This is a genomic window from Chryseobacterium sp. NRRL B-14798, assembly GCF_050470705.1.
Taxonomy (GTDB): Bacteria; Bacteroidota; Bacteroidia; order Flavobacteriales; family Weeksellaceae; genus Chryseobacterium; species Chryseobacterium cupriresistens.
Genome location: NZ_JBFLUL010000005.1, coordinates 221,292 through 245,798 on the forward strand (window position 1 = coordinate 221,292; position 24,507 = coordinate 245,798).

The following is a 24,507-nucleotide window of genomic DNA, read 5'->3' on the forward strand; positions in this document are numbered from 1 at the left end:
TTTAAGCGATATCGTTTATTTCTGCTATACTTTGTTTTTTGCCCATTCCTTCTTCGTCATAAATCTGAATTCTTGAGCTTATATTTAAAATAATACCTAACTGTAAATAGGTCACCAGCATGGATGTTCCTCCATAACTAATTAAAGGCAGCGGCTGTCCTGTTACCGGGATGAGGTTTACAGCAACGGCAATATTTACCGAAAGCTGAATGAAGATCATTACCCCGAGACTGAGCACGAGCAACGATCCGAAAAATGCCGGCATTTTACTGGCGATCATCACAATCCTGATCATCATAATCAGGTACAAACTGATCAGAAAAGCGGCTCCAATCACCCCATATTCTTCTACAATCACTGCGAAAATAAAGTCGGAGGCAGATTGCGGAAGCATTTGTTTCAATGCACTTTTCCCTGGCCCCATTCCGGTAATTCCGCCGTGTACAATAGCTGCTTTGGCCTGCATTACCTGATAATTTTTTGCTTTTACACTTTCATCATCTACATCTGCTGTTTTGGCTTTGCTTGATGTAAAGGTTTCAATACGGCTCATCCATGTGTGAACACGGTTTCCACCGATCATATTGGTATTTAAGGCAATCAATAAAAAGAACACAATGGCTACAAATGATGCGGAGATAAATCCTGCAATGTATTTCCAGTGAAGCTGTCCTATTATGAGAACCACTACGGAAACCATTAAAATCATTAATGCCGTTGAACCGTTATCTTTGGCTACCAATACAAAAACAAGCAGGATAGGCCCGAAAATATACATGATATTCTCTATCGGAAGCCTTTCCCTGGTGATCTTTTTGGTCAGATACCTGCACAGATAGATGATCAGCATTAAAAAAGCAAATGATGAAGGCTGAAAAGAGATTGGTGTTCCCGGAATTTTCAGCCATCTGGAAGCACTGGCTCCATCAATGGTTTGTCCGGTAAACATGGTGACAATCAACAGAATAATCATCAGGCCGAGCAAAATACTGCTGAGCTTTCCGATGTATTCATATTTTATAGTTCCTACCAGTCTCATAATGGCTAGTCCCAGAACTACAAAGAACATATGTTTGATAACGTGGCCTGTTGTGGTCCCGTTATTGACTATGTATTCGAGATTTGAACTTGCAGAGTATACCGGGAAAATAGAGAAAATGGAGATCACAAGGATGACCATCCAAAGTACTTTATCGCCCTTTAGAAATTCAAATCTGTTTTCTGTGTTCTGTTCGTCCATATTTAATGCTATTGGCTAATGGCTAATGGCCATTGGTATTTAATACCTGTTCTTTAAACTGGCGTCCTCTGTCTTCATAGCTTTTGAACAAGTCAAAGCTTGCGCAGCATGGGGATAATAAGACCGTATCACCTTTTTTTGCCAGTGATTTTGAAATTCTCACGGCTTCTTCCATGCTTGAAGTATCATAAATAAGCTCTTTTTTATCTTTAAAGAAATCGATGATCTTCTTGTTATCTATTCCAAGACAAACAATTGCCTTTACTTTTCTTTTGACTAAATCTTCAATTTCGGTATAGTCATTTCCTTTATCTAATCCACCAACAATCCATACGGTTGGCGTTTTCATGCTTTCTAAGGCATAGTAAGTTGCATTTACATTGGTTGCTTTACTGTCGTTAATGTATTTTACGTTATCAATTTCAGTAACGAACTCCAATCTGTGCTCTACGGCCTGGAAAGTCATCAATGAATGTCTGATGCTTTCATTGTTGATTTTTAATATCTTACCGGCAATAGACGCTGCGAGACTGTTGGCTACATTATGATTTCCCAGCAGAGACAATTCATCAACTTTCATTGCGAATTCGTCTTTCATTTTAACCACAATTTCATCATCATTCACAAAACCTCCTTCCGTTAATTTCTCTTTGGTTGAGAAAGGAATCATTTTCGCCTTTATTTCAAGCTTTTCCAGAAGGTTTTTACTCATTTCATCATCCTTGTTGTAGATGAAGAAGTTATCATTCTCCTGATTTTCTGTGATTCGGAATTTGGCCAATGCATATTCTTCATAATTGTAGTTGTACTGATCCAGGTGATCCTGAGACAGATTCAACAATAAAGAAATATAAGGTCTGAAATTCTGAATATCATCCAGCTGGAAAGAGCTTACTTCCAATACATAATATTCATGGTTTTCATCTGCCACCTGCTTGGCAAAGCTGTATCCGATGTTTCCTCCTAAACCTACATTCAATCCGTCATTTTTCAGGATATAGTAGATCAGGGAAGTTGTGGTTGTTTTTCCGTTGCTTCCGGTAATGGCAATGATTTTGGCATCTGTAAATTCAGAAGCAAATTCAATTTCAGAGGAAAGTCTGATTCCTTTTTCATGAATTTTATTGATTATATCGGCCTTTTTCGGAATTCCCGGGCTTTTTACGATCCAGTCAGCATTTAAAATCCTTTCTTCATCGTGGTTTCCTTCTTCAAATTCAATTTCATTTTCGGTAAGAAACTGCTTATAGTTATCCTTAATGGCTCCTTTATCTGAAAGAAATACTTCCAGACCTTTCTTTTTAGCCAGATAAGCAGCTCCGCATCCGCTTTCTCCACCTCCTAAAACAACTATTTTCATATTATAAAAGCTTTATGCTATAGGCTTTAAGCTTTAGGCTTATTGCTTACAGCTTTTATTTTTTATCTCATTTTTAATGTGATCAGACATACAATGGCCAATATTACTCCGATGATAATCATTCGGTTCACGATTTTACTCTCGTGGAATCCTTCCTTTTGATAGTGATGGTGTAATGGTGACATTTTGAAGAGTCTGTTGTTTTGAGCATATTCCAGCCCATATTTTCTTTTTCTGTATTTGAAAACAACTACCTGAAGCATTACAGACAGGTTTTCAATTAAGAAGATTCCGCATAATACAGGAATCAGCAATTCTTTTCTTAAAATGATGGCCAAAACGGCAATTACTCCTCCCAGCATCAAACTTCCGGTATCTCCCATGAAAACCTGTGCAGGATAGGTATTGTACCAGAAGAATCCAATTACGGCACCTACCATTGCCACTGCAAAAATGGTGGTTTCTCCCATATTCGGAAGGAACATGATATTCAGATAATCTGCAAAGATGATGTTCCCTGAAAGATAGGCGAAAAGAGCCAGCGTGAGGAGTATAATGGCACTTGTTCCTGCTGCCAGACCATCAATTCCATCGGTGATATTCGCTCCGTTTGAAACGGCTGTTACAATGAAGATCACGATCGGAATAAAGACAATCCATGCCCACTCATGGGCATCTTTATCATTCATCCAGAATAAAATTCCACTATAATCGAATTCATTATTTTTGGCAAAAGGAACAGTGGAAACGGTAATTTTTTCTGTAGGCATAAAGTTTTGCTCTACATTGTTCCTGTTTACCACTTTAGCATCTGCATATTTTCTTTTAACGGTAATATCCGGGTGGAAATACATTGTAATTCCGACAATTAGCCCTAATCCGACCTGACCAACAATTTTGAATTTACCACTTAAACCGTCTTTATTTTTTTTAATTTTCTTTAAGTAATCATCAAGGAAACCAATAGCACCCATCCAGAACATAGAAACCAACAACAGCACAATGTACACATTGGTAATTCTTGTAAACAGCAATACCGGAATGATGGTTGCCAAAATAATAATAAGCCCTCCCATGGTAGGAGTTCCTTCTTTTTGTTTCTGCCCATCCAATCCCAGATCACGCACCAATTCTCCCATTTGTTTAGTTCTCAGGTAATTGATTACTCTTTTCCCGTAGACAAGAGCAATAATCAATGAGAACAGTACAGCCATTCCGGCACGGAAGGAAATGTATTTTAACATTCCTAATCCCGGAACGTGAATTCCATGGTTGGTTAGATATTCGTATAGATAGTATAGCATAGTTTCAATTGTTAATAAATGATCATTGATAATTGATGAATGATTGAACAATTATTCTTTCAGTTATCATTTGTAATTTATTTGCTCATTAATTTCCAAAGCTCATTAATTACTTCTTTGTCGTCAAAATGATGTTTCACACCATTGATCTCCTGATAGTTTTCGTGGCCTTTTCCGGCAACTAAAACGATATCTTTAGGTTCTGCAAACTTGATGGCCATTTTTATGGCTTCTTTTCTGTCCGGAATTGAAGTGTATTTACTGAAGTTCTGTGGTTCAACGCCTGCTTCAATTTCTTTGATGATCTGTGCAGGATCTTCTGTTCTCGGATTATCTGAAGTGATGATTGCCAGGGTTGATTTTTTAGTGGCAATATTTCCCATTTCAGGTCTTTTGGAGTGATCTCTGTCTCCTCCGCAGCCGAATACGGTGATTAATCTTTCGTTTTTGGTTCTGATATCGTTGATGCTGTCCAGAATGTTTTCCAAAGCATCCGGAGTGTGTGCATAATCTACGATAAAGAAAATTCCACCATCGGATTTGAAGGTTTCAAATCTTCCGGAAACTCTTTTTAATTTGCTGATAGCCTGAAGAATTTCATCCTGCTCAAAACCTAGTTCAGCAGCAATTCCAAAGACAAGCAGTAAATTATATACATTGAATTTCCCGGTTAATGTCGTCCAGAACTCTTTTCCGTTGAAGTTCAACAACATTCCGTTGAAATCCACTTCCAATAATTTCCCGTGATAGTCTGCCATGGTTTTCAAAGCGTAAGACTTCTTTTTAGCCTTGGTGTTCTGAAGCATGACATTCCCGTTTTTGTCATCCACATTGGTGATGGCAATAGCGGTATCTTCTAATTGATCAAAGAATCTTTTCTTTGTTTTTAAATATTCTTCGAACGTTTTATGATAATCTAAATGATCATGAGTAAGGTTGGTGAAGCCCGCTATTTTGAAGTGTAATCCTTCAATTCTGTTTTGGGCAATTCCATGTGAGCTTACTTCCATGAAAGCAAATTCACATCCTTTTTCAACAGCTTCCGCTAAAATCCTGTTGATGGTAATCACATCAGGAGTGGTGTGGGTAGCCGGAATAACCTCTTCACCAATTCTGATTTCAACAGTAGAAAGTAAAGCGGCCGGATATCCAAGGTTTTTAAAAACATCAAAAAGAAGGGTCGAAACGGATGTTTTTCCGTTAGTTCCTGTAACTCCTATCAGTTTTAATTTCTGAGAAGGATTTCCATAGAAGTTTGAAGCAAGATGACCAAGGGCTTTAGAAGAATCTTTTACCTGAACATAGGTTACATTTTCCACCAATGTTTCAGGGAATTCTTCGCAAACAATTGCGGTAGCTCCCTTTTCAATAGCAGAGGCAATGAATGAATGTCCATCCACCACTGTTCCTCTCATGGCAATATAAAGAGAGTTTTTTGTAACCTTTCTGCTGTCGATCACCAACTCAGTTACCTCACGGTTGCTATCGCCGTGGATTTCCAGTACTGGGATTCTGTTTACTAATTCTGTTATAATCATCTTTATCAATAAGGCTTTGCCCTATTCCGGTTTAATGGATCTTCCGAACCTTGTTTTAATTTTGCAGAGATAAATAAATTCTCTGGTTTTTACTTATCGTGGTGCCTTCCAGAGGGAATTGTTCTTTGATTCTTCCGACTCCTTTATAATCGACACGGTAGCCTAAGTTTTCCAACTGTGGGATTACATTTTTCCCGATTAATCCTACCACATTAGGCATTTGTTTATCATTGACCGCTACTTTGACATTAGGCTCCACCATTTTGCTAAGGTTTACCTTTTTGTCTACAAGCATTTCTTTTTCAATATTCTGAGGCGTTTTCAGGAATGTTTTTCCTGCAATTTCCTTAAACACCGGCGCTGAAACGGAACCTCCATAAAATCCTTTTGCGGTATTGGGTTCACTGATCATGACATAGCATGTATATTTTGGAGCATCAGCCGGATAAAATCCCGCAAATGATGCACGGTACTTCATTGGGCCAGGCAGCCAGTATTCAAATCTTGCGGTACCTGTTTTTCCTGCCATTTTCAGGTTGGGAGTAAAGATGCTTCGTCCGGTTCCTTTTTCTACTGCTTTGGTTAATGCACTGGTCATCATTTTAATAGCTTTCTCCGAAGCCATTTTGTTTACCATTACTTCAGGTTTTGCGCTGTACATCACTTTTCCGTCTTTCATGATTTTATCAATGAATAAGGGCTTAAGCATTTTTCCTCCGTTGGCAACTCCGTTGTAGAAGGTTGTCAGCTGCAGCAGATTGATGTTGGAAGAATATCCGTAAGAAATAGAAGCCAGTGTTGCGGCATTCCATCTTTTATTTTGCGGTGTTACGATCTTCGGTTTTGTGATTCCCGGAAGCTCGATATCCATTTTATCGAATAATTTCCAACGTTTCAGGTGATCAAGGAAAATCTGTGGCTTTTCAGCATAATACTTTGTGATCAGCTTAGCTGTACCCACATTACTGGACTTCGCCAACACATCACTGATATCGTATGTTCCTCCACCGTGGCCGTCAGAGATTCTTTGTTTTGCATATACCCAAACTCCGTTTCCTACATTTACTGTTGTATTTTCATCAATGAATCCGTCATCCATTGCTGCTAAAAGAGAAATGGTTTTAAAAGTAGATCCAGGTTCGATATTATCTTTCAGGGCATAGTTGTAAGAGTCTTCATAATCTCCTGATTCTGTTCTTCTTAAATTAACAAGAGCACGTACTTTTCCGGTTTCAACTTCCATGACAATTACGGTGCCATGTTTGGCTTCGAAATTAATCAGCTGTTTCTCAAGAGCAGAGTGTGCAATGTCCTGAATTCTAAGATCTAAAGTCGTATAAACATCCTCACCGTCTACCGGCTCCTGAACCTTCCAGAAGTCGATAGGTTTCCACTGGGAAGAATTGATTCTTTGTTCGAGTCTTTTGCCGTCTGTCCCGGTTAAATATTTTGAGAAAGCACCTTCCAGTCCGGATTTAAGTTCACCGTTGTCCATACCGATGGTTCCGGCTCCGATTTCTGATGTTGCTAACTCTCTTTTATAGTTTCTGTCAACGATAAATCCCCCTTTATTTTTACCTTTTTTGAAGATCGGGAACTTTCGGATTCTGTCATATTGATCAAAATCAAGTCCTTTCACCAAAGTGTAGTACTGGTTTTTCTTTTTTTTCTGCTCGTCAAACTTCTTTCTGAATTCACTTCTTGGTTTTCCGAACATTTTGCTCAGAGAATCAGTAAGCGCTCCGATGTTGTTGGTGTACACCGTATCTTTCATTGTTTTGAAGTCAAGATAGATGTCGTATCGCATTACAGTGGTTGCAAGGATAGAGCCGTCAGAGGCAAAAAGGTTTCCGCGGGCCGCTTTTAAAGTGGCCTCACGATAGTTTTTATTAATGTAATCATCTTTTATTTCCTGGACATTGGTATTCTGAAGGATCACAATCCTTGCCAAGAACATTACAAACACGCACAAAGCTACCACTGCAAAGAGGTAGCCCCATCGTAACGTTTTCTTACGTTTATTGTCGTATTCATTTTGCTTTTGCATCTGTACTATCCAGTTTTATTAGCAATTTGTGAGGGTGGTTTTCCAGGGTCATCAATGAATCCCGTGCAACCTCTTTCCCCAGTTCTGATTCCATTTTTACTTTGATCAGCTTACTTTGAGCGTAAGCGTTCCGTGATTTGTATTCTTCTGTTTCTTCCTTTAAGGCGTTTACAATTTTTATTTTTTTATTGACGAGATGGTTAGTATAAATCATGGCCATCATCAGAACGAACAAGAGAAGAAAATACTTGTAATGTATTTTGATCTCATCACGATTCAGAAAATTTCCTTTTATAATGTCTATAAAAGTGAGTCTTTTCTGAGGGCGATTTGTTGTTCTTTTTGCCAATTTATTATGTCAATTTGATTCGCAGTGAATTTACTTCGCGTCAATAGTCAGTTTTATTTTGCTAAATGATTCACGATTCACTCATTCACATTTATACTTTAATTCCCGTTCTCATCTTGGCACTTCTTGCTCTTGAGTTTTCTTCAATCTCCTTTTCATCAGGAATGATCGCTTTACTCTTGATCAGTTCAAATGCCTTTTTATAATTTCCGTAGATATCTCTTTCCGGTTCTCCTTCAAACATTCCGTTTTTCAGGAATCTTTTTACCAAACGGTCTTCCAGAGAGTGGTAAGAAATAACGACTAATCTTCCTTCCGGTTTCAACACATTAAAAGCCTGAACCAACATTTCTTTCAATACTTCAAGCTCCTGGTTGACTTCAATTCTTACTGCCTGGAAGAGCTGGGCATAGAACTTATTCACTTTGTGAGGCGGAATGTAGCTGAACAATTTTTTCAGATCTTCCGTGGTTTCTATACTTTTTGTTTTTCTGTGATGAACAATTTCTCTCGCCAGCTTTCTTGCTTCTCTCAATTCTCCATAGTGGTAAAAAATGTCTGCAAGTTCTTCTTCCTCATATTCATTAATCACTCTTTTGGCATCAAGATTCTGCATCACATTCATTCTCATATCCAAAGGAGCATTGCTTCTTGTTGAGAATCCTCTGTCTGCTTCATCAAACTGATGGGAAGACACACCTAAGTCTGCCAAAACACCATCTACCTGTGAAATGCCATACATCAGCAAGGAGTTTTCCAGGAATCTGAAATTCTGATTCACTAATGTAAACCTTGGGTCATCAATTGTATTTTTAAGTGCATCCAGATCCTGATCAAAACTGAACAATCTTCCTTTGTCGGAAAGTCTGCTCAGGATTTCTCTTGAGTGGCCTCCGCCTCCAAAGGTGCAGTCCACATATATTCCGTCAGGATTCGTCACCAAATCATCAACACTCTGCTTCAACAAAACGGGGTTATGATACATGCTTAATTGTGTTTTTTATTTACTACTAATCAATTAATAACCTACTGCTATTATTCTTCATCGAAAGAGCCCATCACATCTTCGGCAAGGCTTGCAAAATCAGCTTCGTTGGTGGCAATTACCTTTTCATAGGCTTCTTTATCCCAAATCTCAAAGAGTTCTCCTGCGCTGGTGATCACAATATCCTTCTGAAGATTTGCGAAAACCGTAAGGTCTTTCGAGATCTGTAATCGTCCTGCATTATCCAACTCTACTGTTTTTACTCCTGCCGTAAACATTCGTATGAAATCAGCATTCTTTTTTATGAATCTGTTCAGTTTATTAATTTTACCCATCAGTTTGTCCCATGCATTCATAGGATAAACTTCCAGACAAGGTTGGAACACAGATCTTTTGACTACAAACGCCTTATCGTCGAAGTTTTCCATCTGTTTGATTAAAGATGAAGGAACTTTTAAGCGGCCTTTGTCGTCAATTTTACACTCATATGTCCCAATGAAATTTTTCATTTGGGACAAATTTATATAATAATTTCCAAAATTTCCCACTTTTTCCCACTTTTTGACTCAATGTTAATAAGTTTTATTAAAGATTGAATTTCAATAATGTAAAATACTGATATGAAGAGACTTGTTGAAAGTGTTATTTAAGCCATAATAAAGAGGTTCTGAAAAAAAAAGTTAAAAAGGAGAATATTATATTATTTTTATCTTAAATTAGGATAATCAAAATTTTTTTGAGGTTTAATTTGTATTTTTGCAGGGCTTTATTAAGGCGTTTTATGATATTTAGTACAAAAAAAGAAAAGAAATATTCCTATGTAGAAGCGGGAGAAGGACATCCATTAGTGCTGTTGCACGGGTTAATGGGTGGTTTGAGTAATTTCGATAAAATGGTAGATTTTTTTTCGGATAGAGGCTTTAAAGTATATGTTCCTCAGTTGCCGATCTATGATCTGCCGGTACTCAATACGAATCTTACCACGATTGCAAAATATATTATCAAGTTTATAGAAAGTCATATTTCCGGTCCCGTAACTATTGTAGGAAACTCAATGGGAGGACATGTAGGACTTATATTAACTTTGGCGAGACCTGATCTGGTTAAGAATCTTGTTCTTACTGGAAGCTCCGGTCTTTATGAAAGAACTTTCGGAGACAGCTTTCCAAGAAAAAATGACCGTTCATATATCAGAAAGAAAACGGAAGAAGTTTTCTATGATCCAAAGGTGGCCACAGAAGATCTTGTAGATGAAGTTTTTGCAGTCGTTAATGACAGAATGAAGGGAATAAAGACGGTAATGCTGGCAAGAAGTGCCATCAAACACAACATGCTGAATGATCTTCCGAAGATTGTGACACCTACCTGCCTGATCTGGGGTAAACAGGATAATGTTACTCCACCGGAAGTGGCAGAAGATATGCACAAGTTTATTCCGAATTCCGATTTATTCTGGATTGACAAATGCGGCCATGCTGCCATGATGGAAAAACCGGATGAATTCAATGAAATCCTGTACAACTGGATAAAAGATAAAGTTTAAAACATATAATGACCATTAAGAGCTTTTCTTAATGGTTTATTTTTCTAAAATACATTCAAAAATGATTATCAAAACAGCAGAGTTTGTAAAGAGCAGTGGAAAATGGCAGGAATGCCCTGAACCCAATATTCCCGAATATGCTTTTATCGGAAGGTCGAACGTAGGAAAGTCATCACTGATCAATGCCATGATGAATCATAAAGATCTGGCCAAGACATCGCAGACTCCCGGGAAGACCCAGCTGATCAATCATTTTTTAGTGAACGAGAACTGGTATCTTACCGATTTACCTGGATATGGTTATGCAAAGGTTTCAAAAGTCCAGCGAAAGGATTTTGAAAAGCTGATCACCAATTATATTCTGAACAGAAGAAATCTGGTCAACCTTTTTGTATTGGTAGATGTAAGGCATACTCCGCAGAAAATCGATCTGGAATTTATCCAGTGGTGTGGTGAAAGTGGAATACCGTTTTCCATTGTCTTCACAAAGGCAGATAAACTGAAACCGAATGCCGTTATCAAAAATGTTGAAGACTATAAAGCTGAACTTCATAAAACATGGGAAGATCTTCCCGAATTGTATATCACCTCAGCAGAAAAGAAAGAAGGAGGAGATAAAATTCTTGACTTTATCCAAAAGACCAATGAGTTTTTAACTAATAATAATATAAGTTTCGATGAGTAATATGATCTGGAAAATCAAAACATTTGATGAGTTTACTGTTCCGGAACTATATGCAGTACTGAAAGCCCGTATTGATGTTTTCGTTATCGAGCAAAATTGTCCTTATCCTGATCTGGATAATTATGACCAGAAAGCCGTTCATATCTGGGCTGAAGAAGAGGGACAGGTACTGGCCTACTGCCGGATTTTTGATAAAGGAATAAAGTATGATGAAACTTCTATAGGAAGGGTTCTGACCACAGAGCTGGCGAGAGGAAAAAGCCTGGGTAAACAGTTGATACAATATGCCGTAGAAACTATAGAAAACCGTTTTCACACTTCTGAAATCAAAATATCCGCACAGGATTATCTTTTAAGATTTTACAGTGGGTTCGGATTTGTAGATACAGGGAAAAAATATCTGGAAGATGATATTCCGCATACGGAAATGATAAGAAAGTAAAAAGGTATCTCAGACGAGATACCTTTTTCGAACTGTATAAAATTATATTGGGTGTTATTAGTTTTTTTCATCATTTCTTACATCAAAAGTAAGTATATTGTGAAAAAGAACCTTACGGAAAACCGTAATTGACTTAAATTATTCCCAGATCTTTACAAAAAGCAACAAGCTGTTCATTACTTGTTATCTGAAGATCTTCTTTCATACTGTTGAGTTTTTTCTCTACGCTGCTTAAGCTGTTGGGCTTAATATCGTTATTCTGAAGATAAACTGGTATATTTTTCTGTAAAACTCCCTGCGATAAGAGAGACACCAAAGTGATGTCATAGTTGGAAAACTCATAATTGTTGAGCTTCTTTACTTCCTGTTTAAGATCCAGGGAAAGATAATTTTCATTCACATAGGTAGAAGCGATGGCTTTTTTCAGTTCTTTTGAATCATTTCTGGCCTTACGCACAAAACCATTGATTTTGTATTCATTAAAGAGGCTATCTATAATCCCGGATCTGTGCTCGGCTGAAAATACAATAACTTTCAGTGAAGGATGAAGCTCTCTAACGGTTTTTATCAGTTCTTTTCCATCTTTAAGATTCTGTATATTATGGTCTTCTTCAAAAGAAAGGTCTGTAATTAACAAATCATAAAGATCATCTTCACGAATAGATTTTTGAATTTTAGCTAATGCATCATCACAATAATAAACATAATCTGTGTTGGAAATATGAAGGTCTTCTAATGTTTTCTGTACAGAAATACTGCTGCTTTCGTGATCTTCAGCTATTAAAATTTTTTTGAACATTCTTTTTCTTTTTTAAGAAGCAGGAAATGAAATATAAATTTTCAATCCCTTTTCGGTTTCAGTGTCAAAAATAATTTCTCCATGAATAGTTTCAATACGGGAATCCGTATTTGTTAAACCATTTTTGTAGATAATTCCTCCCGGAATACCGATGCCATTGTCTGTATACTGAATTTGTATGATGTTATTTTTTCTTTCAAATTTAAAGGCAACAAGGGTGGCATGACTGTGTTTTTTCATGTTGATAAGAAGTTCCCGCATCACCTGATAGATTTCTTCCCGGGTAAAATCATTCAAGGTCTTCCATATAGTTTCGTCGTTTCCGGCAAGATAAGTTTTTACATTTTCATTATTAAACGATGCAATAAGGGTAGATATTCTTTTACTGAATTCCGGCTTATTTTCAGAAGCGGTCTTCTCATAAGAAATATCCCTGGACTTTTCGTAGACAAATTCCAGCTCATCAAGTACTCTTTCTTTGTCAAAATCTTCCTGATTTTCGATCTTCGTCATCACCTGGTAAATCCCATTGGCCACCACATCATGTACTTTTTTGGAAAGATGAAGTTGATTTTCTTTTATTCTTAATTCATTTTCCCGCTGCAGCCCTTTTTTTCTTCTCTTGTAAACAATCCAGCCGCCAATCAGAGTTAAAGACAGAATTCCTAAAACTACATTCTGCTTCAGAATCCTGTTTTGTTTTTGAACAGTAATAATTTTTAACTTTTGGTTTTCTGCGTTCTTCTTTTCTACATCAAATTCTATTAATGCAAATCTGTTTTTTGCTTTATCTTTAGATAGCTGGATGCTGTCATTCAGATACTGATATTCTGCAAAATAGTCTTGTAAGTTGCTTTTTGTATCACTTTTTACCAGAAATTCGATGGCTTCTATCCTGTCACCTGGGTTTTTGATTACTTTTGCTAAAAGATATTTTTGATGGTTATGATACAAGGCTTTTGATTTATCCGAGTGTAAGTAATACTCAGCAAGATGAGAATGACTGGATATCATACCCGCTTTATCGTTGATTTTTTGTCTGAGAGCAAAAGCTTTTAACAGATTGGGTTCTGCATTGTAGTTTTTGTTTTCAAGCCAGCTTATATAACTGTAATTATCTAAAATCCGGGCATAATCAATCTCATTTTTTTGCAGGTTTTTTTCCTTAAGAAGAGATTGATAGATATGAATTGCCTTCGGATAATTTTTCAGTTTTCCGTAGGTGTCTGCAATGTTATTTTTAATAGTGATTTTCTGAGAATTATCCGAACTCAGCTGTAAAGCTTTATGATACCAGTTGAGAGCCTCAGAATAATGCTTGAGATTTTTTTCAGATATTGCAAGGTTATTATAAATGGAAGGAAGATAGGCAGAGTCTCTGGGCAGTTTTAAAAAGGACAATGCATCGATAGCTCTTTCATTACTGCTAAGGTAATCTCCGATATCATTGAGGATAATAGCCTTGATAATTAAACACGATGCAATATCAGCTGAATCATTTTTTAGCTTATAAATGCTCTCTGCTTTAGATAGAAGGGTAAATGCCTTTTCATTATCATTATTATATAAAGCTGCCGCTTCATTATACATTTTGTCCGCTTCAGTGGAAGGGGCTTTTACCGGAGGATTTCTGTTTTCAGAAAAATTGCAGCTAATGAATAAAAGAAAAATTCCTACAAATTTAAAACCGGGATACATGATAGTAATTGATAACAACTAAAGATATTAAAAAAAGGACAATTTTCATTGCCCTTTTGTTTAATTATTTTTTTGGAGGCAAAATCTGCCCTGTTTCTCCACTGGTGTCTTCTGGAGCCATTCCTGTTTCGGTTGTAAAACTCATTGTAGAGGATTCGTAGTTATTGTTATCAGTTGCTGTTGTATTGGCATTATTATCTGAAAATGCTAAGCCTAATAGCATCATTATAATTTGGATCATTTCCTTTAAAATTTTCGAAATTGAAATCGTATTTCTTCCTCTCACGATGCATTGATCATGAGCTGTACACTGTTAAAATTTCGAAGCGCTTCTTAATTTTTTAGGGAAGTGAACCTTTAAAAACGGAGGCGAAACATCTGCTTCCCGATCCGGAGTTTAATCTCTGTTTTCTCTGGTTTTTTTGAAATCAGTTTTTGGTCATGTTTTGTTGATTTCTAAGGCAAATTTGCGGCAAAAAAGAATAGAGATGTTAGACAAAACATAGACATCAATAGACAGTAGTGAAGTGTGGAGTTATTACGGAAATCCGTAATGAGGTATGACTGAAAATCATCTACTTTGTAATGCCCGAAAACACTGTTTATGTCCAAGAAAAAACTACTGATTAATGAAGTATTTGAGCAGGCAAGAAAAGAGTCGGAGAAAACCACAAAAAGTGGATTGGCTTCTTATCTGCATCTTTGTTTTATTGATAATCTGAAATTCTATGATATTTCAGAGAAAACATTCATCCGATATTATGAAGACTTTGTAGAAGGGAACAGCTGCAGGAATATTGAGGCAGAGAGGCTCAACAAGATGAGCCAGTATATAGGCTATAAAGACTTCACTGATTTTTCAAGGACTTTTATCAGAAATGATGAAAAAAAGAATCTGACCACGGTAAAAATAAGTGTGGATCAGGATGAGGAGGTTATATCAGAGAGGCTGTCTAAAATCAATATTAATATCATTAATGAGCAACACTTTAAAATGCCGGAATTTGCCAGACAAAATAGTTTTGGTCTCTTAGGGATATTAATGCTTGGAGGATTTTTGATCGGAAATTATTACTGCTCATCAGGAAACAGAAATGTATATGAACCATTCGGTTTTTTGACTCTTCCCGCAATTGAAAAGAATTGTATGTACTGGGATCAAAATGAATATAAGCTTGCCGATTGCAATGAAGAAAATCTTGTATTGAATATTGTTCCTAAGGATGATATTCAGATTAAGTACTTTAAACGGGTTACAAGAAAAGATACACTTACAGTAGAAAATGCTTTGGGAAAAATGTGGTATTCAAAAGTCAGAGGAAAAGTTGAGTTTTTTACTATGGATGGAGTTGATCCGGAAAACAAAAAAGAATTAAAACCGGCCACAGAATACATCATCAGAAAATATTCGGGTAAAAATGAAATGATACAGGCAGAATAGAATTCCTTCACCAATATTTAAAATTCAACAGGAATGTTTCCCGGTATACGCATGTTTGCATCAAACAAGAAGCGAAGAGGTTCCTCTTCGCTTCTGTTATTTTTATATTGATTGTAAATGTCCGAATTACATTTTGTTTTATTCTGCGTTCAGCATTCCCAGTTCTCCGAAATGCTTTTTGAACTTCTGGATTTTTGGTCCCACTACAGCGCTGCAATACGGCTGTGTAGGATTTTCATTATAATATCCCTGATGATATTGTTCTGCCGGCCAGAATTTGTCGAATTTCGTTAATTCCGTTACATAGGTACCAGCCCATCTTCCCGATTCCTGAGATACCTTGATGGCTTCTTCAGCTTTTGCTTTTTCTGCATCATCTTTATAGTAAATAACAGAACGGTACTGGGTTCCGATATCATTTCCCTGTCTGTTCAATTGAGTAGGATCATGAAGGAAGAAAAACACATCCATCAGCTGTTCATAAGAAATAATGGCAGGATCATAAGTGATCTGTACCACTTCCGCATGTCCGGTTTCTCCTGTACAGACTTCCTGATAAGTCGGATTGTCTTTATGTCCACCTGAATATCCTGAAATAGCAGATTGTACCCCTTTCAGCATATTGAAACAGCTCTCCACGCACCAGAAACATCCGCCTCCGAAAGTAATCTGTTCTAAATTATTATTGTCCATTGTAGGTAATTATATTGTTTTATGATCTCTTCCTTTATCCGGAAAAGCAGATCAAAAATAGGAAAAACTTTTTCATTTAAATACGATTTTACGTCTGAAACGTAAATTACGATGATAGATGTGACAAATGGTTTCAAAACACAAATAAGACCAATGTTTTCACAAATAGCCACAAGAAAATACAGGATAATCATCTGTAAAAATCCGAGCGATCTGTGGGAAATACTTTCACTACAAGATGTGAATGGCAGATATCCGGAACATTTTAAAGCAGCTGGTATTAGCGATGTCATGCTGAGCTTTGTCGAAGCATATTAATTGCGCTAATTTAATCTTAAACACAAATAAGACCAATGTTTTCACAAATCACCACAAGAAAATACAGAATAGTCATCTGTGAAAATCTGTGCGATCTTTGGGAAAAACAAAAAAAGCACCCTAAAAGGATGCTCTGAATTATTTACAATAGCGTTCAGTTATTTTTCCCAAACCAAAGCACTTGCCCCAAGAATGGCAGCATCTGCTTCGTCAAGCTCACTGAATACCAGTTTTACCTTATTTCTGAAAATAGGAAGAAGGTTTCTTTCCATATGCAGTTTAGCAGGCTTTAAGATAAAATCTCCCGCTTTGATTACTCCTCCAAACAGAAGAATAGCTTCCGGTGAAGAGAACATAACAAAATTAGCCAGGGCTTCACCCAGTTTCTGACCTGTATATCTGAAAACCTCAATCGCAATAGGATCTTCCTTGATAGCACATTCGTATACTGTTTTAGAATTGATCGCATCTTCAGGATATTGGTTCAACATGGATTCCGGGAATTCTGCCCTCATTTTTTTGGCTGTAATGGTAATTCCCGTAGCAGAAGCATAGGCTTCCAGACTTCCTTCTGATCCCGTGCTCCAGTGCTTTCTACCACCAGGTTTTACAATCGTATGACCCAATTCTCCGGCAAACCCGTCATGTCCATAGATTAAACTTCCATTGGCAATGATTCCGCTGCCTACCCCTGTTCCCAGTGTAATCATGATGAAATCCTTCATTCCTCTTGCTGCTCCGAAAAGCATTTCTCCAAGAGCTGCCGCATTGGCATCATTGGTTACTGTACAAGGCAGACTGAATTTTGCCGTCATCAGTTCAGCGAAAGGAATAACGCCTTTCCAGGGAAGGTTAGGAGCCAGTTCTATCGTTCCTTTGTAGTAGTTTGCATTAGGTGCGCCTACTCCAATTCCGTCAAAGTGTGCTTCAGTTCCATACTTTTCCATCATTGGATAAACATGTTCATATAAAGCATCAATGAAATCCTCAACTTTGTCATAAGCATCGGTTCTCAGGTTTCCTTTATCCAGAACTTCACCACGGTGGTTTACGATTCCGAATTTAGTATTGGTTCCGCCGATGTCAACTCCAAGGGCAACTTGTTTTGATAAATCTATTAATGACATTTCTATTATTAAATTCTAGGCGCTAAAATTATAAAAAAGATTGTATTAATGGATTATTAATAGGGTTTTATTTAATATGTTAAACCGTTTTTACTGTTTTTTTCTTTTTTCTGCCCCACCAGATCATAAATCCGGTAACCGGAAGCGAGGCACAAATGATACTTACAATAAATGCAATGATCTTGGTAGGAAGTCCCAGAATAGCACCTACGTGAATATCATAATTGGCGTTCACAACCTTTTCTCCGAAGTTTTTGTCTTTCGGGTCATGAGTGTGCAGCAATTCCCCTGAGTTTTCATCAAAGATTAAGCTGCTGCTTTTATGGTACGAATAAGAAAGATGCTTTACGTATACTTCAAAGTTGGGGTGCTCGTGGTCATCCATATGCGGATGTCCTAAATCAATGGCGAAACCATAAGATTCAGGATATTTTGTCTGTACTGTATTGATGATTTTATCCAGTGTTCCTTCTGTTCTCAATTCGATAGGTGCCTTTGTTTTAATATGTGAGAAGTCGGGATATTTTGTTTCTCCACCGGAAAATATCACATAGATCATCGCCTGCACCACAAAGAATGCATAGAAAAGTCCAGTGATGGAAAAGACCAGAGCAAAGATCGATGCGTAAAATCCCAGTACATTATGAAGGTCGTAGTTTTTTCGCTTCCAGCTTTTAATATTTTTCCATTTGAAGGCAAAACGCTGTTTTCTGGCTGCTTTGTTCTTGGGCCACCATAGAATGATCCCGGAGATCAGCATGATAATAAAAATAATAACAGGAATTCCCACTACATAAGTTCCCCAGTCCTGTTTCAGGAGGTAGCTCCAGTGGATCATTTTTACAATATTGAAGAATCCGTATTTCTCATCATAGACTCTCAGTACTTTTCCGGTGTATGGGTTTACATAAGCCTGTTTATAAATGGGAAATTCATCAAAATAGTTCCAGGCATCCGTATTATGTTCATACCAGAAGAACATATAGGACATTTTTTTATCAATAGGAACATTTACCCAGTGGATAGGGTATTTCTCTTTTATCTGTTCCGCAACAGCCTTTTCCATTACTCTGATGGGAAGGACCTGTTTCTGCTCTATATTTTGCTCGTGATGGTAGATGACATCTTTTCGGGTGATATTTTCCACTTCATCCTTAAAAACGTACAATGCTCCGGTAATAGAGATAATAAAGATCAGAAATCCTATTCCCAATCCGAACCACAGATGCAGTTTGGCAGACCATTTCTTAATGAACCCCGGCTTCTTTTTATGATGATGTTTTTTCTTCATATAACAATAAAAGTAAAGCAAATATATGCTTTACTTTTTATTTAGTTTAATTAAAATCTGTATTCAACCATGAATGTTCCTCTCACTCCAAGAGCATTGGTAAAATCACTGTCTCTTGCTGTCCACCATGAAATGGCAGGCTGGTACAGTTTGTTGAAAATGTTTTCAATACCTAATGATACTCTCCAGTTGTTGTTAACCTCATAACTGGATTTGAAATTGAAAACAGTATACTCAGGTACATATCCTTCACCATAAGCATACAATCCTGTCTTGGCATTAGGTTCAAATCTGTTTTGCTGGAAAGAGTGAAGCATATCAAGACCAACGGATAAAGCTGGAACAGGTCTGGCCTGAACATATGCCAATACTTTAGGGGCAGAAATTCTGCTGTTGTTGATCTTTGTTGAATAATCACCGTCATCTTTTACAGAAGTAATTCCTTCCATCCAGCTGTAGCTTCCGCCAAACTGAATCCATTTTGTAGGGCTAAAGTGTAAAAATCCTTCTACCCCGTATACAACTTCGGGAGATCTCTGAATCATTAATGCTCGGTCGGGACTTTGTACGAATGATGCTCCCAGTTTGGATGTGCTTACATAAGAAGTTAATTCATAATTCAGCCAGCTGGAAAGCTGTCCTGTTGCCCCCAATTCGTAATTATTAACGATGATGGGTTTTGTTTCCAAGTTTTTGATCGTTTCAGAAGTGGAGGTTCTTAAAATTCTTCCTAACTCATTGATAGAGTAGGCCTGAGAGAAGCTACCAAAGAGATTGATATAAGGCTCAATATTATAACGGATACCAATATTTCCTACCAGTGCATTGTAGCTCAGTTTTCCGCCTGCAACAGGAATACTTTTCGTAAAAGTTCCGTCACTTTTAAGGGTAGAAAGGGTATTGAAGTCATCAACATTTACTTTGATGTTCTCGTAGCGAAGTCCTCCTTTGATGGTAAATTTTTTAAACAGATCAATTTTTGCCAGTACGAAAGGCGCAATATTGGTCATGTTCATATTGGGAGTCCAGAAACGTCCGTCTTCCAGTTTTTGTACCGTTTCATCATTCAGAATATCGGCTCCGTAGATAATTTCTCCCTGAGAATTGGCTGAGTTCCAAAGCTGGGTATCAAAATTGAATCTTGCTCCTGCCTTTTTTGAAATGACATTAGACTGTCCGCCATTGAAAAAGGTGTCACTGTAGCCGTAAACGGTTTTAAAATCCTGATAATAAAGGTTGATATTCAAAGACGTTCCTGCAAACAGGTTCTTGTTGTCGTAGCTTAATCTTATGTTGTGGTTTTTAGGAGTTCCCTGGGGAGTTGTTTCCAAACCTTTCCCAATTCCTTCACCAATCGTTGGCTTGATGCCGTATTTTCCTGTTTTTAATCCTACATTCAGATCTGATCTTGATGAATAGCCAATGTAAGAAGCCTCAATTCTCTGATTTTCGTTGATGTCATAACCTATTTTCAACAGTCCGTTGTAGTTGTCCATCTTCGCAATGCTATAGGTAGGACTTATCAAAACACCATCACCGTCTTTTGTATATCCTGTTCTTTCGTAGGCTAATGAAAGGGTATAATCAAACTTGTTGATCTTTCCGGATAAAAGCTGACTGGCTCTTACTCCTAAAGTACCTCCATAAGGCTGCCCTGTAAGCCCGATCTGTGAAATCCCGGAGATTTTTTTATCTGTTTTGCTTCTTTTTGTAATATAATTGATGATCCCTCCGTCTGCTCCGTTACCATAAATGGAAGAAGCTCCTTTGATTACCTCTATTCTTTCGATCGCTGAAGGGTCAATGGTTCTTAAATCTCTTGCTCCGTTACGAAGTGGGGTAGACTGTGGAATTCCATCAATCAAAACCAGAACCTGACGTCCTCTTAAGGTCTGTCCTGTATTGGATGTCTGTCCCGAATTGGTTCCTAAACTGGGAACGGTATACTGCAGGATGCTTGTGATATCTGAGTTAACGGTCAGCTGAGACTGAATCTGTTTCTCTCCTACCACCGTTACGGAGCTTGGAACTTCTTTTATGCTTTCCTTTTTTCTGGAAGCAGTCATGACAACCTCGTCTACATTTTTAGTTTGTAAACTATCTTTTACCTGAGCAAAAACAGTAGCAGTTCCTAAGCAGGCAGCTGATAAAAGCACTTTTTTCATTATATTTTCTTTCCTTTTTTCTTTCTTTTTCCCCACCAGACCAGAAATCCGGTTACAGGGAGCGATGTACATGTGAGGCCGGCTATAAACCAGATGACTTTTCCAATGATTCCGAAGTAGGAACCGGTATGGATGTCATAATTGGCGTTGGAATATTTCTCGGCAGTATTGAGATTGTGATGAGGTTTATTGGCGAGCAGTTTTCCGGAGTATTTGTCGAATGTCAGGATGTTTCTTTCACTGTATCTTCCATCCATCCCATAAACCGTTACCGGAAGATTCTTCAGTTCTTTTCCTTTTTTATTCTTTCCGTTCAAAGTAATTCTGAAGCTGGATGATTTTGCGTACAGCTTTTGAGTTTGTGTCGCAGCGAGATCAAAAACAGCTTCATTCTTTGCTATCAGAGAGTCCGGAGATTTTCTTTCTTTTTCCTTTGGAAGTTCCCATGAACCTGATAATGCAAAAGTAAAAGTGTTTTTTACATAGGGATAAGCAAAATAAAGCCCTGTAATACTTAATAGCAATGCAATAAATGATGCATAGAATCCAAGAACATTATGAAGATCATAATTTTTACGCTTCCAGTTTTTTACATTTTCCCAATTGAACCAAAAACGTCCTTTTCTTGCATTTTTGTTTTTAGGCCACCATAAAATGATCCCTGTAATCAGCATAATGACGAAAATAACAGTTGGGATTCCTACAGTATACGGTCCCAATTCTGAATTAAGCAGAAGTCCCCAGTGGATATATTTCAGAATATTGAACACATCATACTTTTCATCATAAACTGCCAGGATTTGCCCGGTGTACTGATTCACATAGACTAGTTTGTTGATGTGTACCTGCTGAAAATAATTCCATCCCTTTTTGCTTTTGTCATAGTATTCAAACTGATAGGCTTTTGTTTTGTCTAAAGGAATTTCTACAGCACTTACGGGATATTTTTCATTAAGTTCCAGCGTAACTTTTTCACGAAGCAGATGAATAGACAATGGCTTTTTTCCGATATCCTCCTTTTTCAGGTAAATGGCTTCTTTGCGTAAGCTATTCTGTATTTCATCCTTAAAAACATATAAAGTCCCTGAAAGAGAGACTATAAATACAATGATTCCAACAGATAAACCCAGCCACAAATGCAGCTTTGCAGACCATTTTTTTGGGGGAGACACTTTCTTTTTATGATGATGCTTTTTTCTCATAGCAAAAAGTTAACCCCATGAGGGGCTAACCTTTGATTTTTTAAAATTTGTATGTAACAGATCCCAGTACATTGATTAACTTCTGTGGATTCGCTGTTGTATATCCAATCCAGTAATGCTGACTTGTAAAGTTGTCAACTTTTACTCCAACTCTGAATTTTCTGGCGTCGTAAAATGCATTGGCATTCATTACAAAATACTTAGGAAGAGTGAAAGTAGATACTCTGCTGGTTGCAGGATCTAATTGATTAAATATCTTGTTGGCATTAGCAAAATTTCCTCCTACTCCGAAACCAAGCCCTTTTAAATTTCCGTCCAGAAACTGGTAACTTGCGTTAAAATTAGCCAGCCATGGAGAACCTGCTGTAGCAGGTCTTAAGCCTGTAGCCATATCCGTAGTATCATTATAGGAAACACCACCTATTAAAGAGAATCCCTTGATTAAATATGCATTTACTTCCAATTCAACACCCTTACTTTGAATTTCACCTGCCTGAGTTTGTACTGATTTACCTGCCCCGGTATATTGTCCGGTAGCTACCAGCATATTTTTAACTCTGATATCATAATAACTTACGGAAGCATTAATTTTTCCATTGATCAGATTGGCTTTGAAACCTCCTTCAAACTGATTCGCTCTTTCCGGATCCGAAAGGGCTATACTTCCTGCAAGATCGGTGGTAAAATATCCGTTGCTTTTAAAACTGTTCTGATAATTTCCAAAAATTGAAAATTTGTCTTTAATAATCTGGTAAACTACACCAGCCTTAGGAGACCATGCAGATTGATTATAAGGGTCTACCGTGGACATAAAATATTTACCTTCCTTTGCATTATTGTTTTCATATCGGAGCCCCAATACAATGTTTAATCCTGAAAGTGGAGTAAAAACGTTGGAAATATATCCACTGTAAGTATTAAGATCTCCATCACTATCAAAATGCCCAACCTTGTTTGGGTCATTATATAAATCACCTAATGTAGTTCCGTTAAAACCAGAATAATCACCACCATTAGCCGGTACACTATCAAAATTTCCGCTCGCTAAATAAATATATCTTGATCTGTCTTTTGTTTTCAGATAATCAAAACCAGCTACGGTTCTGTTTCTCATTCCATTCCCGAAAGTGAAGTCAAAGTTAAAATTCTGCTGTATCTGGAAATATGATTTTCTACTATCTCTGGTCGCCTGGTCATTTCTGTCCACAAGAAGATTATTGCTGGCATCTACTCTTGCAGCGAAATAAGGTCCGAAACCATCTGAGTAACTGCTCGAAGAGTTGATGTTGGTAGATGATTTAATATGCTCGTTGATCTTATAATTTACCTGACCGAAGATATTATTTACTCTTGCCGTAGTATAGAGGTCATTTCCAAGATAAGATTCTCTGTAATTAAGTCCCTTTTTTTCAAGGTCTTTCATATTATCAATTCCTCCAAGGTTTTCAGGTGTCAGATAAAAGAAGAAAGGTTCACCAACCGCTCTGGTGTTGAACATTTCATATTCAACATTGAACTGAAGTTTATCATTTACATTATAAGTTAAAGATGGAGCAAAGGCAAAATAGGTGTTTTTAGCATCCGTTTTCTGAAATGTTCCTTCGTTTGTATAAGCTGTATTGATTCTGAAAAGCAGTTTATTATCTTTTGTAAGTGGAGCGTTGATGTCGGCTTGTGCTCTGTAAGTATTGTAACTCCCTCCAAAAAGGCTTACCTGTCCTTCGAATCTTTCATATGGTTTTTTAGTAATTCGGTTAATTAAACCACCATAAGAAGCAACATTACTTCCGTATAAAGTTCCGGAAGGTCCTTTTAAAACCTCCAGTCTTTCAATATTAATGGCATCAATTGTAGTTGTAACCGGTGATACCAAACCGTTTCTCATTGAATTGTTGGAAGGGAAACCCCTTAAAACAATAAAAGAACCTCCGTCTCCGGCTCTGCTTGTTGCCGTCCACATTTTCTGAATCCCCGTAACATTTCTGTAGGCATCATCAACTGTAAAAATAGTCTGATTTTCTAAGACTGATCTGTTAATTGAGGAAAAAACCTGCGGATCTTCAATCGCTTTTAAAGGCATTTTGTTAGAATACTCACTATCTTTTTTGACATAGGTATTAATAATTACTTCATCAATATTTTTAGTGTTGGCAGAATCCTTTTTCTGAGCAAAAGTTAGTATAGAACCTAACATTGAAGCACAGATCAGTACATTTTTCATGAAACTCAAATTTTCTGCAAATATATTATTTTTAACTGTTCTAAATAAATAATAATATT

General features: G+C 37.2%; 21 protein-coding genes. 4 read left to right on the top strand and 17 right to left on the bottom strand.

Annotated features, from left to right (window positions below):
• Nucleotide 1 precedes the first annotated feature (1 nt).
• The 8 genes from AB1278_RS01490 to mraZ all read right to left on the bottom strand — a co-directional run bounded on the left by AB1278_RS01490 (nt 2) and on the right by mraZ (nt 9,332).
• On the bottom strand, nt 2–1,240 hold the full coding sequence (locus AB1278_RS01490; protein ID WP_202842300.1) for an FtsW/RodA/SpoVE family cell cycle protein: 1,239 nt from the start codon (nt 1,238–1,240) through the stop codon (nt 2–4).
• A gap of 22 nt (nt 1,241–1,262) precedes the next feature.
• Nucleotides 1,263–2,600, bottom strand: coding sequence for a UDP-N-acetylmuramoyl-L-alanine--D-glutamate ligase (murD, locus tag AB1278_RS01495; RefSeq protein ID WP_429811962.1), 1,338 nt, complete (start codon nt 2,598–2,600; stop codon nt 1,263–1,265).
• A 62-nt stretch (nt 2,601–2,662) separates the two neighbouring features.
• Nucleotides 2,663–3,904: a phospho-N-acetylmuramoyl-pentapeptide-transferase gene (gene mraY, locus AB1278_RS01500; RefSeq protein WP_114819545.1), complete on the bottom strand. Its 1,242-nt coding sequence runs from the start codon at nt 3,902–3,904 to the stop codon at nt 2,663–2,665.
• 77 nt (nt 3,905–3,981) lie between these two features.
• Nucleotides 3,982–5,442: a UDP-N-acetylmuramoyl-L-alanyl-D-glutamate--2,6-diaminopimelate ligase gene (locus AB1278_RS01505; protein ID WP_411414415.1), complete on the bottom strand. Its 1,461-nt coding sequence runs from the start codon at nt 5,440–5,442 to the stop codon at nt 3,982–3,984.
• Between the two features lie 55 nt (nt 5,443–5,497).
• Nucleotides 5,498–7,489: a penicillin-binding transpeptidase domain-containing protein gene (locus AB1278_RS01510; protein ID WP_110011284.1), complete on the bottom strand. Its 1,992-nt coding sequence runs from the start codon at nt 7,487–7,489 to the stop codon at nt 5,498–5,500.
• Nucleotides 7,473–7,838 (bottom strand): FtsL-like putative cell division protein, encoded by a 366-nt coding sequence (locus AB1278_RS01515; RefSeq protein ID WP_002981890.1) that lies wholly within the window; start codon nt 7,836–7,838, stop codon nt 7,473–7,475. Before AB1278_RS01515 ends, AB1278_RS01510 begins: the two co-directional genes overlap by 17 nt.
• 91 nt (nt 7,839–7,929) lie before the next feature.
• On the bottom strand, nt 7,930–8,823 hold the full coding sequence (gene rsmH / locus AB1278_RS01520; protein WP_202842308.1) for a 16S rRNA (cytosine(1402)-N(4))-methyltransferase RsmH: 894 nt from the start codon (nt 8,821–8,823) through the stop codon (nt 7,930–7,932).
• Nucleotides 8,824–8,873: 50 nt separating this feature from the next.
• Nucleotides 8,874–9,332 carry a division/cell wall cluster transcriptional repressor MraZ gene (gene mraZ, locus AB1278_RS01525; RefSeq protein ID WP_110011282.1) on the bottom strand — a complete coding sequence of 153 codons (459 nt, stop codon included), beginning with the start codon at nt 9,330–9,332 and terminating at the stop codon, nt 8,874–8,876.
• 272 nt (nt 9,333–9,604) lie between these two features.
• On the opposite strand from mraZ, the gene AB1278_RS01530 reads away from it, so the two are divergent.
• The 3 genes from AB1278_RS01530 (at nt 9,605) to AB1278_RS01540 (ending at nt 11,493) form a co-directional block, all read left to right on the top strand.
• The gene (locus tag AB1278_RS01530; protein ID WP_047426276.1) at nt 9,605–10,366 is read left to right on the top strand and encodes an alpha/beta fold hydrolase; all 762 of its coding nucleotides are present in this window, start codon (nt 9,605–9,607) and stop codon (nt 10,364–10,366) included.
• 61 nt (nt 10,367–10,427) lie between these two features.
• Nucleotides 10,428–11,051 carry a ribosome biogenesis GTP-binding protein YihA/YsxC gene (yihA, locus tag AB1278_RS01535; RefSeq protein WP_202842310.1) on the top strand — a complete coding sequence of 208 codons (624 nt, stop codon included), beginning with the start codon at nt 10,428–10,430 and terminating at the stop codon, nt 11,049–11,051.
• A complete protein-coding gene (locus tag AB1278_RS01540; RefSeq protein WP_110011281.1) occupies nt 11,044–11,493 on the top strand; it encodes a GNAT family N-acetyltransferase in 450 nt (149 codons plus the stop codon). The genes yihA and AB1278_RS01540 overlap by 8 nt, the downstream gene beginning before the upstream one ends.
• Nucleotides 11,494–11,626: 133 nt before the next feature.
• Here AB1278_RS01540 and AB1278_RS01545 read toward each other — a convergent pair whose 3' ends face one another.
• From AB1278_RS01545 to AB1278_RS01555, 3 genes are read right to left on the bottom strand one after another with little or no spacing between them, the layout of a single operon-like run.
• The gene (locus AB1278_RS01545; RefSeq protein WP_110011280.1) at nt 11,627–12,292 is read right to left on the bottom strand and encodes a response regulator; all 666 of its coding nucleotides are present in this window, start codon (nt 12,290–12,292) and stop codon (nt 11,627–11,629) included.
• 12 nt (nt 12,293–12,304) lie between these two features.
• On the bottom strand, nt 12,305–14,008 hold the full coding sequence (locus tag AB1278_RS01550) for a tetratricopeptide repeat-containing sensor histidine kinase (protein ID WP_429811968.1): 1,704 nt from the start codon (nt 14,006–14,008) through the stop codon (nt 12,305–12,307).
• A 46-nt stretch (nt 14,009–14,054) separates the two neighbouring features.
• Entirely contained in the window at nt 14,055–14,231 is a 177-nt protein-coding gene (locus tag AB1278_RS01555) for a hypothetical protein (protein ID WP_202842316.1), read from the bottom strand.
• A gap of 363 nt (nt 14,232–14,594) precedes the next feature.
• On the opposite strand from AB1278_RS01555, the gene AB1278_RS01560 reads away from it, so the two are divergent.
• The gene (locus tag AB1278_RS01560) at nt 14,595–15,431 is read left to right on the top strand and encodes a hypothetical protein (RefSeq protein ID WP_202842318.1); all 837 of its coding nucleotides are present in this window, start codon (nt 14,595–14,597) and stop codon (nt 15,429–15,431) included.
• Between the two features lie 138 nt (nt 15,432–15,569).
• On the opposite strand, the gene msrA is transcribed toward AB1278_RS01560, so the two are convergent.
• From msrA to AB1278_RS01590, 6 genes are all read right to left on the bottom strand, one after another.
• The gene (gene msrA / locus AB1278_RS01565) at nt 15,570–16,124 is read right to left on the bottom strand and encodes a peptide-methionine (S)-S-oxide reductase MsrA (RefSeq protein WP_216443657.1); all 555 of its coding nucleotides are present in this window, start codon (nt 16,122–16,124) and stop codon (nt 15,570–15,572) included.
• A gap of 476 nt (nt 16,125–16,600) precedes the next feature.
• The gene (locus tag AB1278_RS01570) at nt 16,601–17,569 is read right to left on the bottom strand and encodes an ROK family protein (RefSeq protein ID WP_110011275.1); all 969 of its coding nucleotides are present in this window, start codon (nt 17,567–17,569) and stop codon (nt 16,601–16,603) included.
• A gap of 79 nt (nt 17,570–17,648) precedes the next feature.
• The gene (locus AB1278_RS01575) at nt 17,649–18,860 is read right to left on the bottom strand and encodes a PepSY-associated TM helix domain-containing protein (RefSeq protein WP_202842328.1); all 1,212 of its coding nucleotides are present in this window, start codon (nt 18,858–18,860) and stop codon (nt 17,649–17,651) included.
• 50 nt (nt 18,861–18,910) lie between these two features.
• Complete coding sequence (locus tag AB1278_RS01580) at nt 18,911–21,025, bottom strand: TonB-dependent receptor (RefSeq protein ID WP_429811972.1); 2,115 nt, start codon at nt 21,023–21,025, stop codon at nt 18,911–18,913.
• Complete coding sequence (locus tag AB1278_RS01585; RefSeq protein WP_429811975.1) at nt 21,025–22,227, bottom strand: PepSY-associated TM helix domain-containing protein; 1,203 nt, start codon at nt 22,225–22,227, stop codon at nt 21,025–21,027. Before AB1278_RS01585 ends, AB1278_RS01580 begins: the two co-directional genes overlap by 1 nt.
• Nucleotides 22,228–22,267: 40 nt before the next feature.
• The gene (locus AB1278_RS01590; RefSeq protein ID WP_202842335.1) at nt 22,268–24,448 is read right to left on the bottom strand and encodes a TonB-dependent siderophore receptor; all 2,181 of its coding nucleotides are present in this window, start codon (nt 24,446–24,448) and stop codon (nt 22,268–22,270) included.
• Nucleotides 24,449–24,507 lie beyond the last annotated feature (59 nt).

Excerpts from the sequence above, each read along its gene's own strand:
- AB1278_RS01490 (WP_202842300.1), bottom strand. The coding sequence starts at position 1,240 with ATGGACGAACAGAACACAGAAAACAGATTTGAATTTCTAAAGGGCGAT.
- murD (WP_429811962.1), bottom strand. The coding sequence starts at position 2,600 with ATGAAAATAGTTGTTTTAGGAGGTGGAGAAAGCGGATGCGGAGCTGCT.
- mraY (WP_114819545.1), bottom strand. The coding sequence starts at position 3,904 with ATGCTATACTATCTATACGAATATCTAACCAACCATGGAATTCACGTT.
- AB1278_RS01505 (WP_411414415.1), bottom strand. The coding sequence starts at position 5,442 with ATGATTATAACAGAATTAGTAAACAGAATCCCAGTACTGGAAATCCAC.
- AB1278_RS01510 (WP_110011284.1), bottom strand. The coding sequence starts at position 7,489 with ATGCAAAAGCAAAATGAATACGACAATAAACGTAAGAAAACGTTACGA.
- rsmH (WP_202842308.1), bottom strand. The coding sequence starts at position 8,823 with ATGTATCATAACCCCGTTTTGTTGAAGCAGAGTGTTGATGATTTGGTG.
- mraZ (WP_110011282.1), bottom strand. The coding sequence starts at position 9,332 with ATGAAAAATTTCATTGGGACATATGAGTGTAAAATTGACGACAAAGGC.
- AB1278_RS01530 (WP_047426276.1), top strand. The coding sequence starts at position 9,605 with ATGATATTTAGTACAAAAAAAGAAAAGAAATATTCCTATGTAGAAGCG.
- yihA (WP_202842310.1), top strand. The coding sequence starts at position 10,428 with ATGATTATCAAAACAGCAGAGTTTGTAAAGAGCAGTGGAAAATGGCAG.
- AB1278_RS01540 (WP_110011281.1), top strand. The coding sequence starts at position 11,044 with ATGAGTAATATGATCTGGAAAATCAAAACATTTGATGAGTTTACTGTT.
- AB1278_RS01545 (WP_110011280.1), bottom strand. The coding sequence starts at position 12,292 with ATGTTCAAAAAAATTTTAATAGCTGAAGATCACGAAAGCAGCAGTATT.
- AB1278_RS01555 (WP_202842316.1), bottom strand. The coding sequence starts at position 14,231 with ATGATCCAAATTATAATGATGCTATTAGGCTTAGCATTTTCAGATAAT.
- AB1278_RS01560 (WP_202842318.1), top strand. The coding sequence starts at position 14,595 with ATGTCCAAGAAAAAACTACTGATTAATGAAGTATTTGAGCAGGCAAGA.
- msrA (WP_216443657.1), bottom strand. The coding sequence starts at position 16,124 with ATGGACAATAATAATTTAGAACAGATTACTTTCGGAGGCGGATGTTTC.
- AB1278_RS01570 (WP_110011275.1), bottom strand. The coding sequence starts at position 17,569 with ATGTCATTAATAGATTTATCAAAACAAGTTGCCCTTGGAGTTGACATC.
- AB1278_RS01575 (WP_202842328.1), bottom strand. The coding sequence starts at position 18,860 with ATGAAGAAAAAACATCATCATAAAAAGAAGCCGGGGTTCATTAAGAAA.
- AB1278_RS01580 (WP_429811972.1), bottom strand. The coding sequence starts at position 21,025 with ATGAAAAAAGTGCTTTTATCAGCTGCCTGCTTAGGAACTGCTACTGTT.
- AB1278_RS01585 (WP_429811975.1), bottom strand. The coding sequence starts at position 22,227 with ATGAGAAAAAAGCATCATCATAAAAAGAAAGTGTCTCCCCCAAAAAAA.
- AB1278_RS01590 (WP_202842335.1), bottom strand. The coding sequence starts at position 24,448 with ATGAAAAATGTACTGATCTGTGCTTCAATGTTAGGTTCTATACTAACT.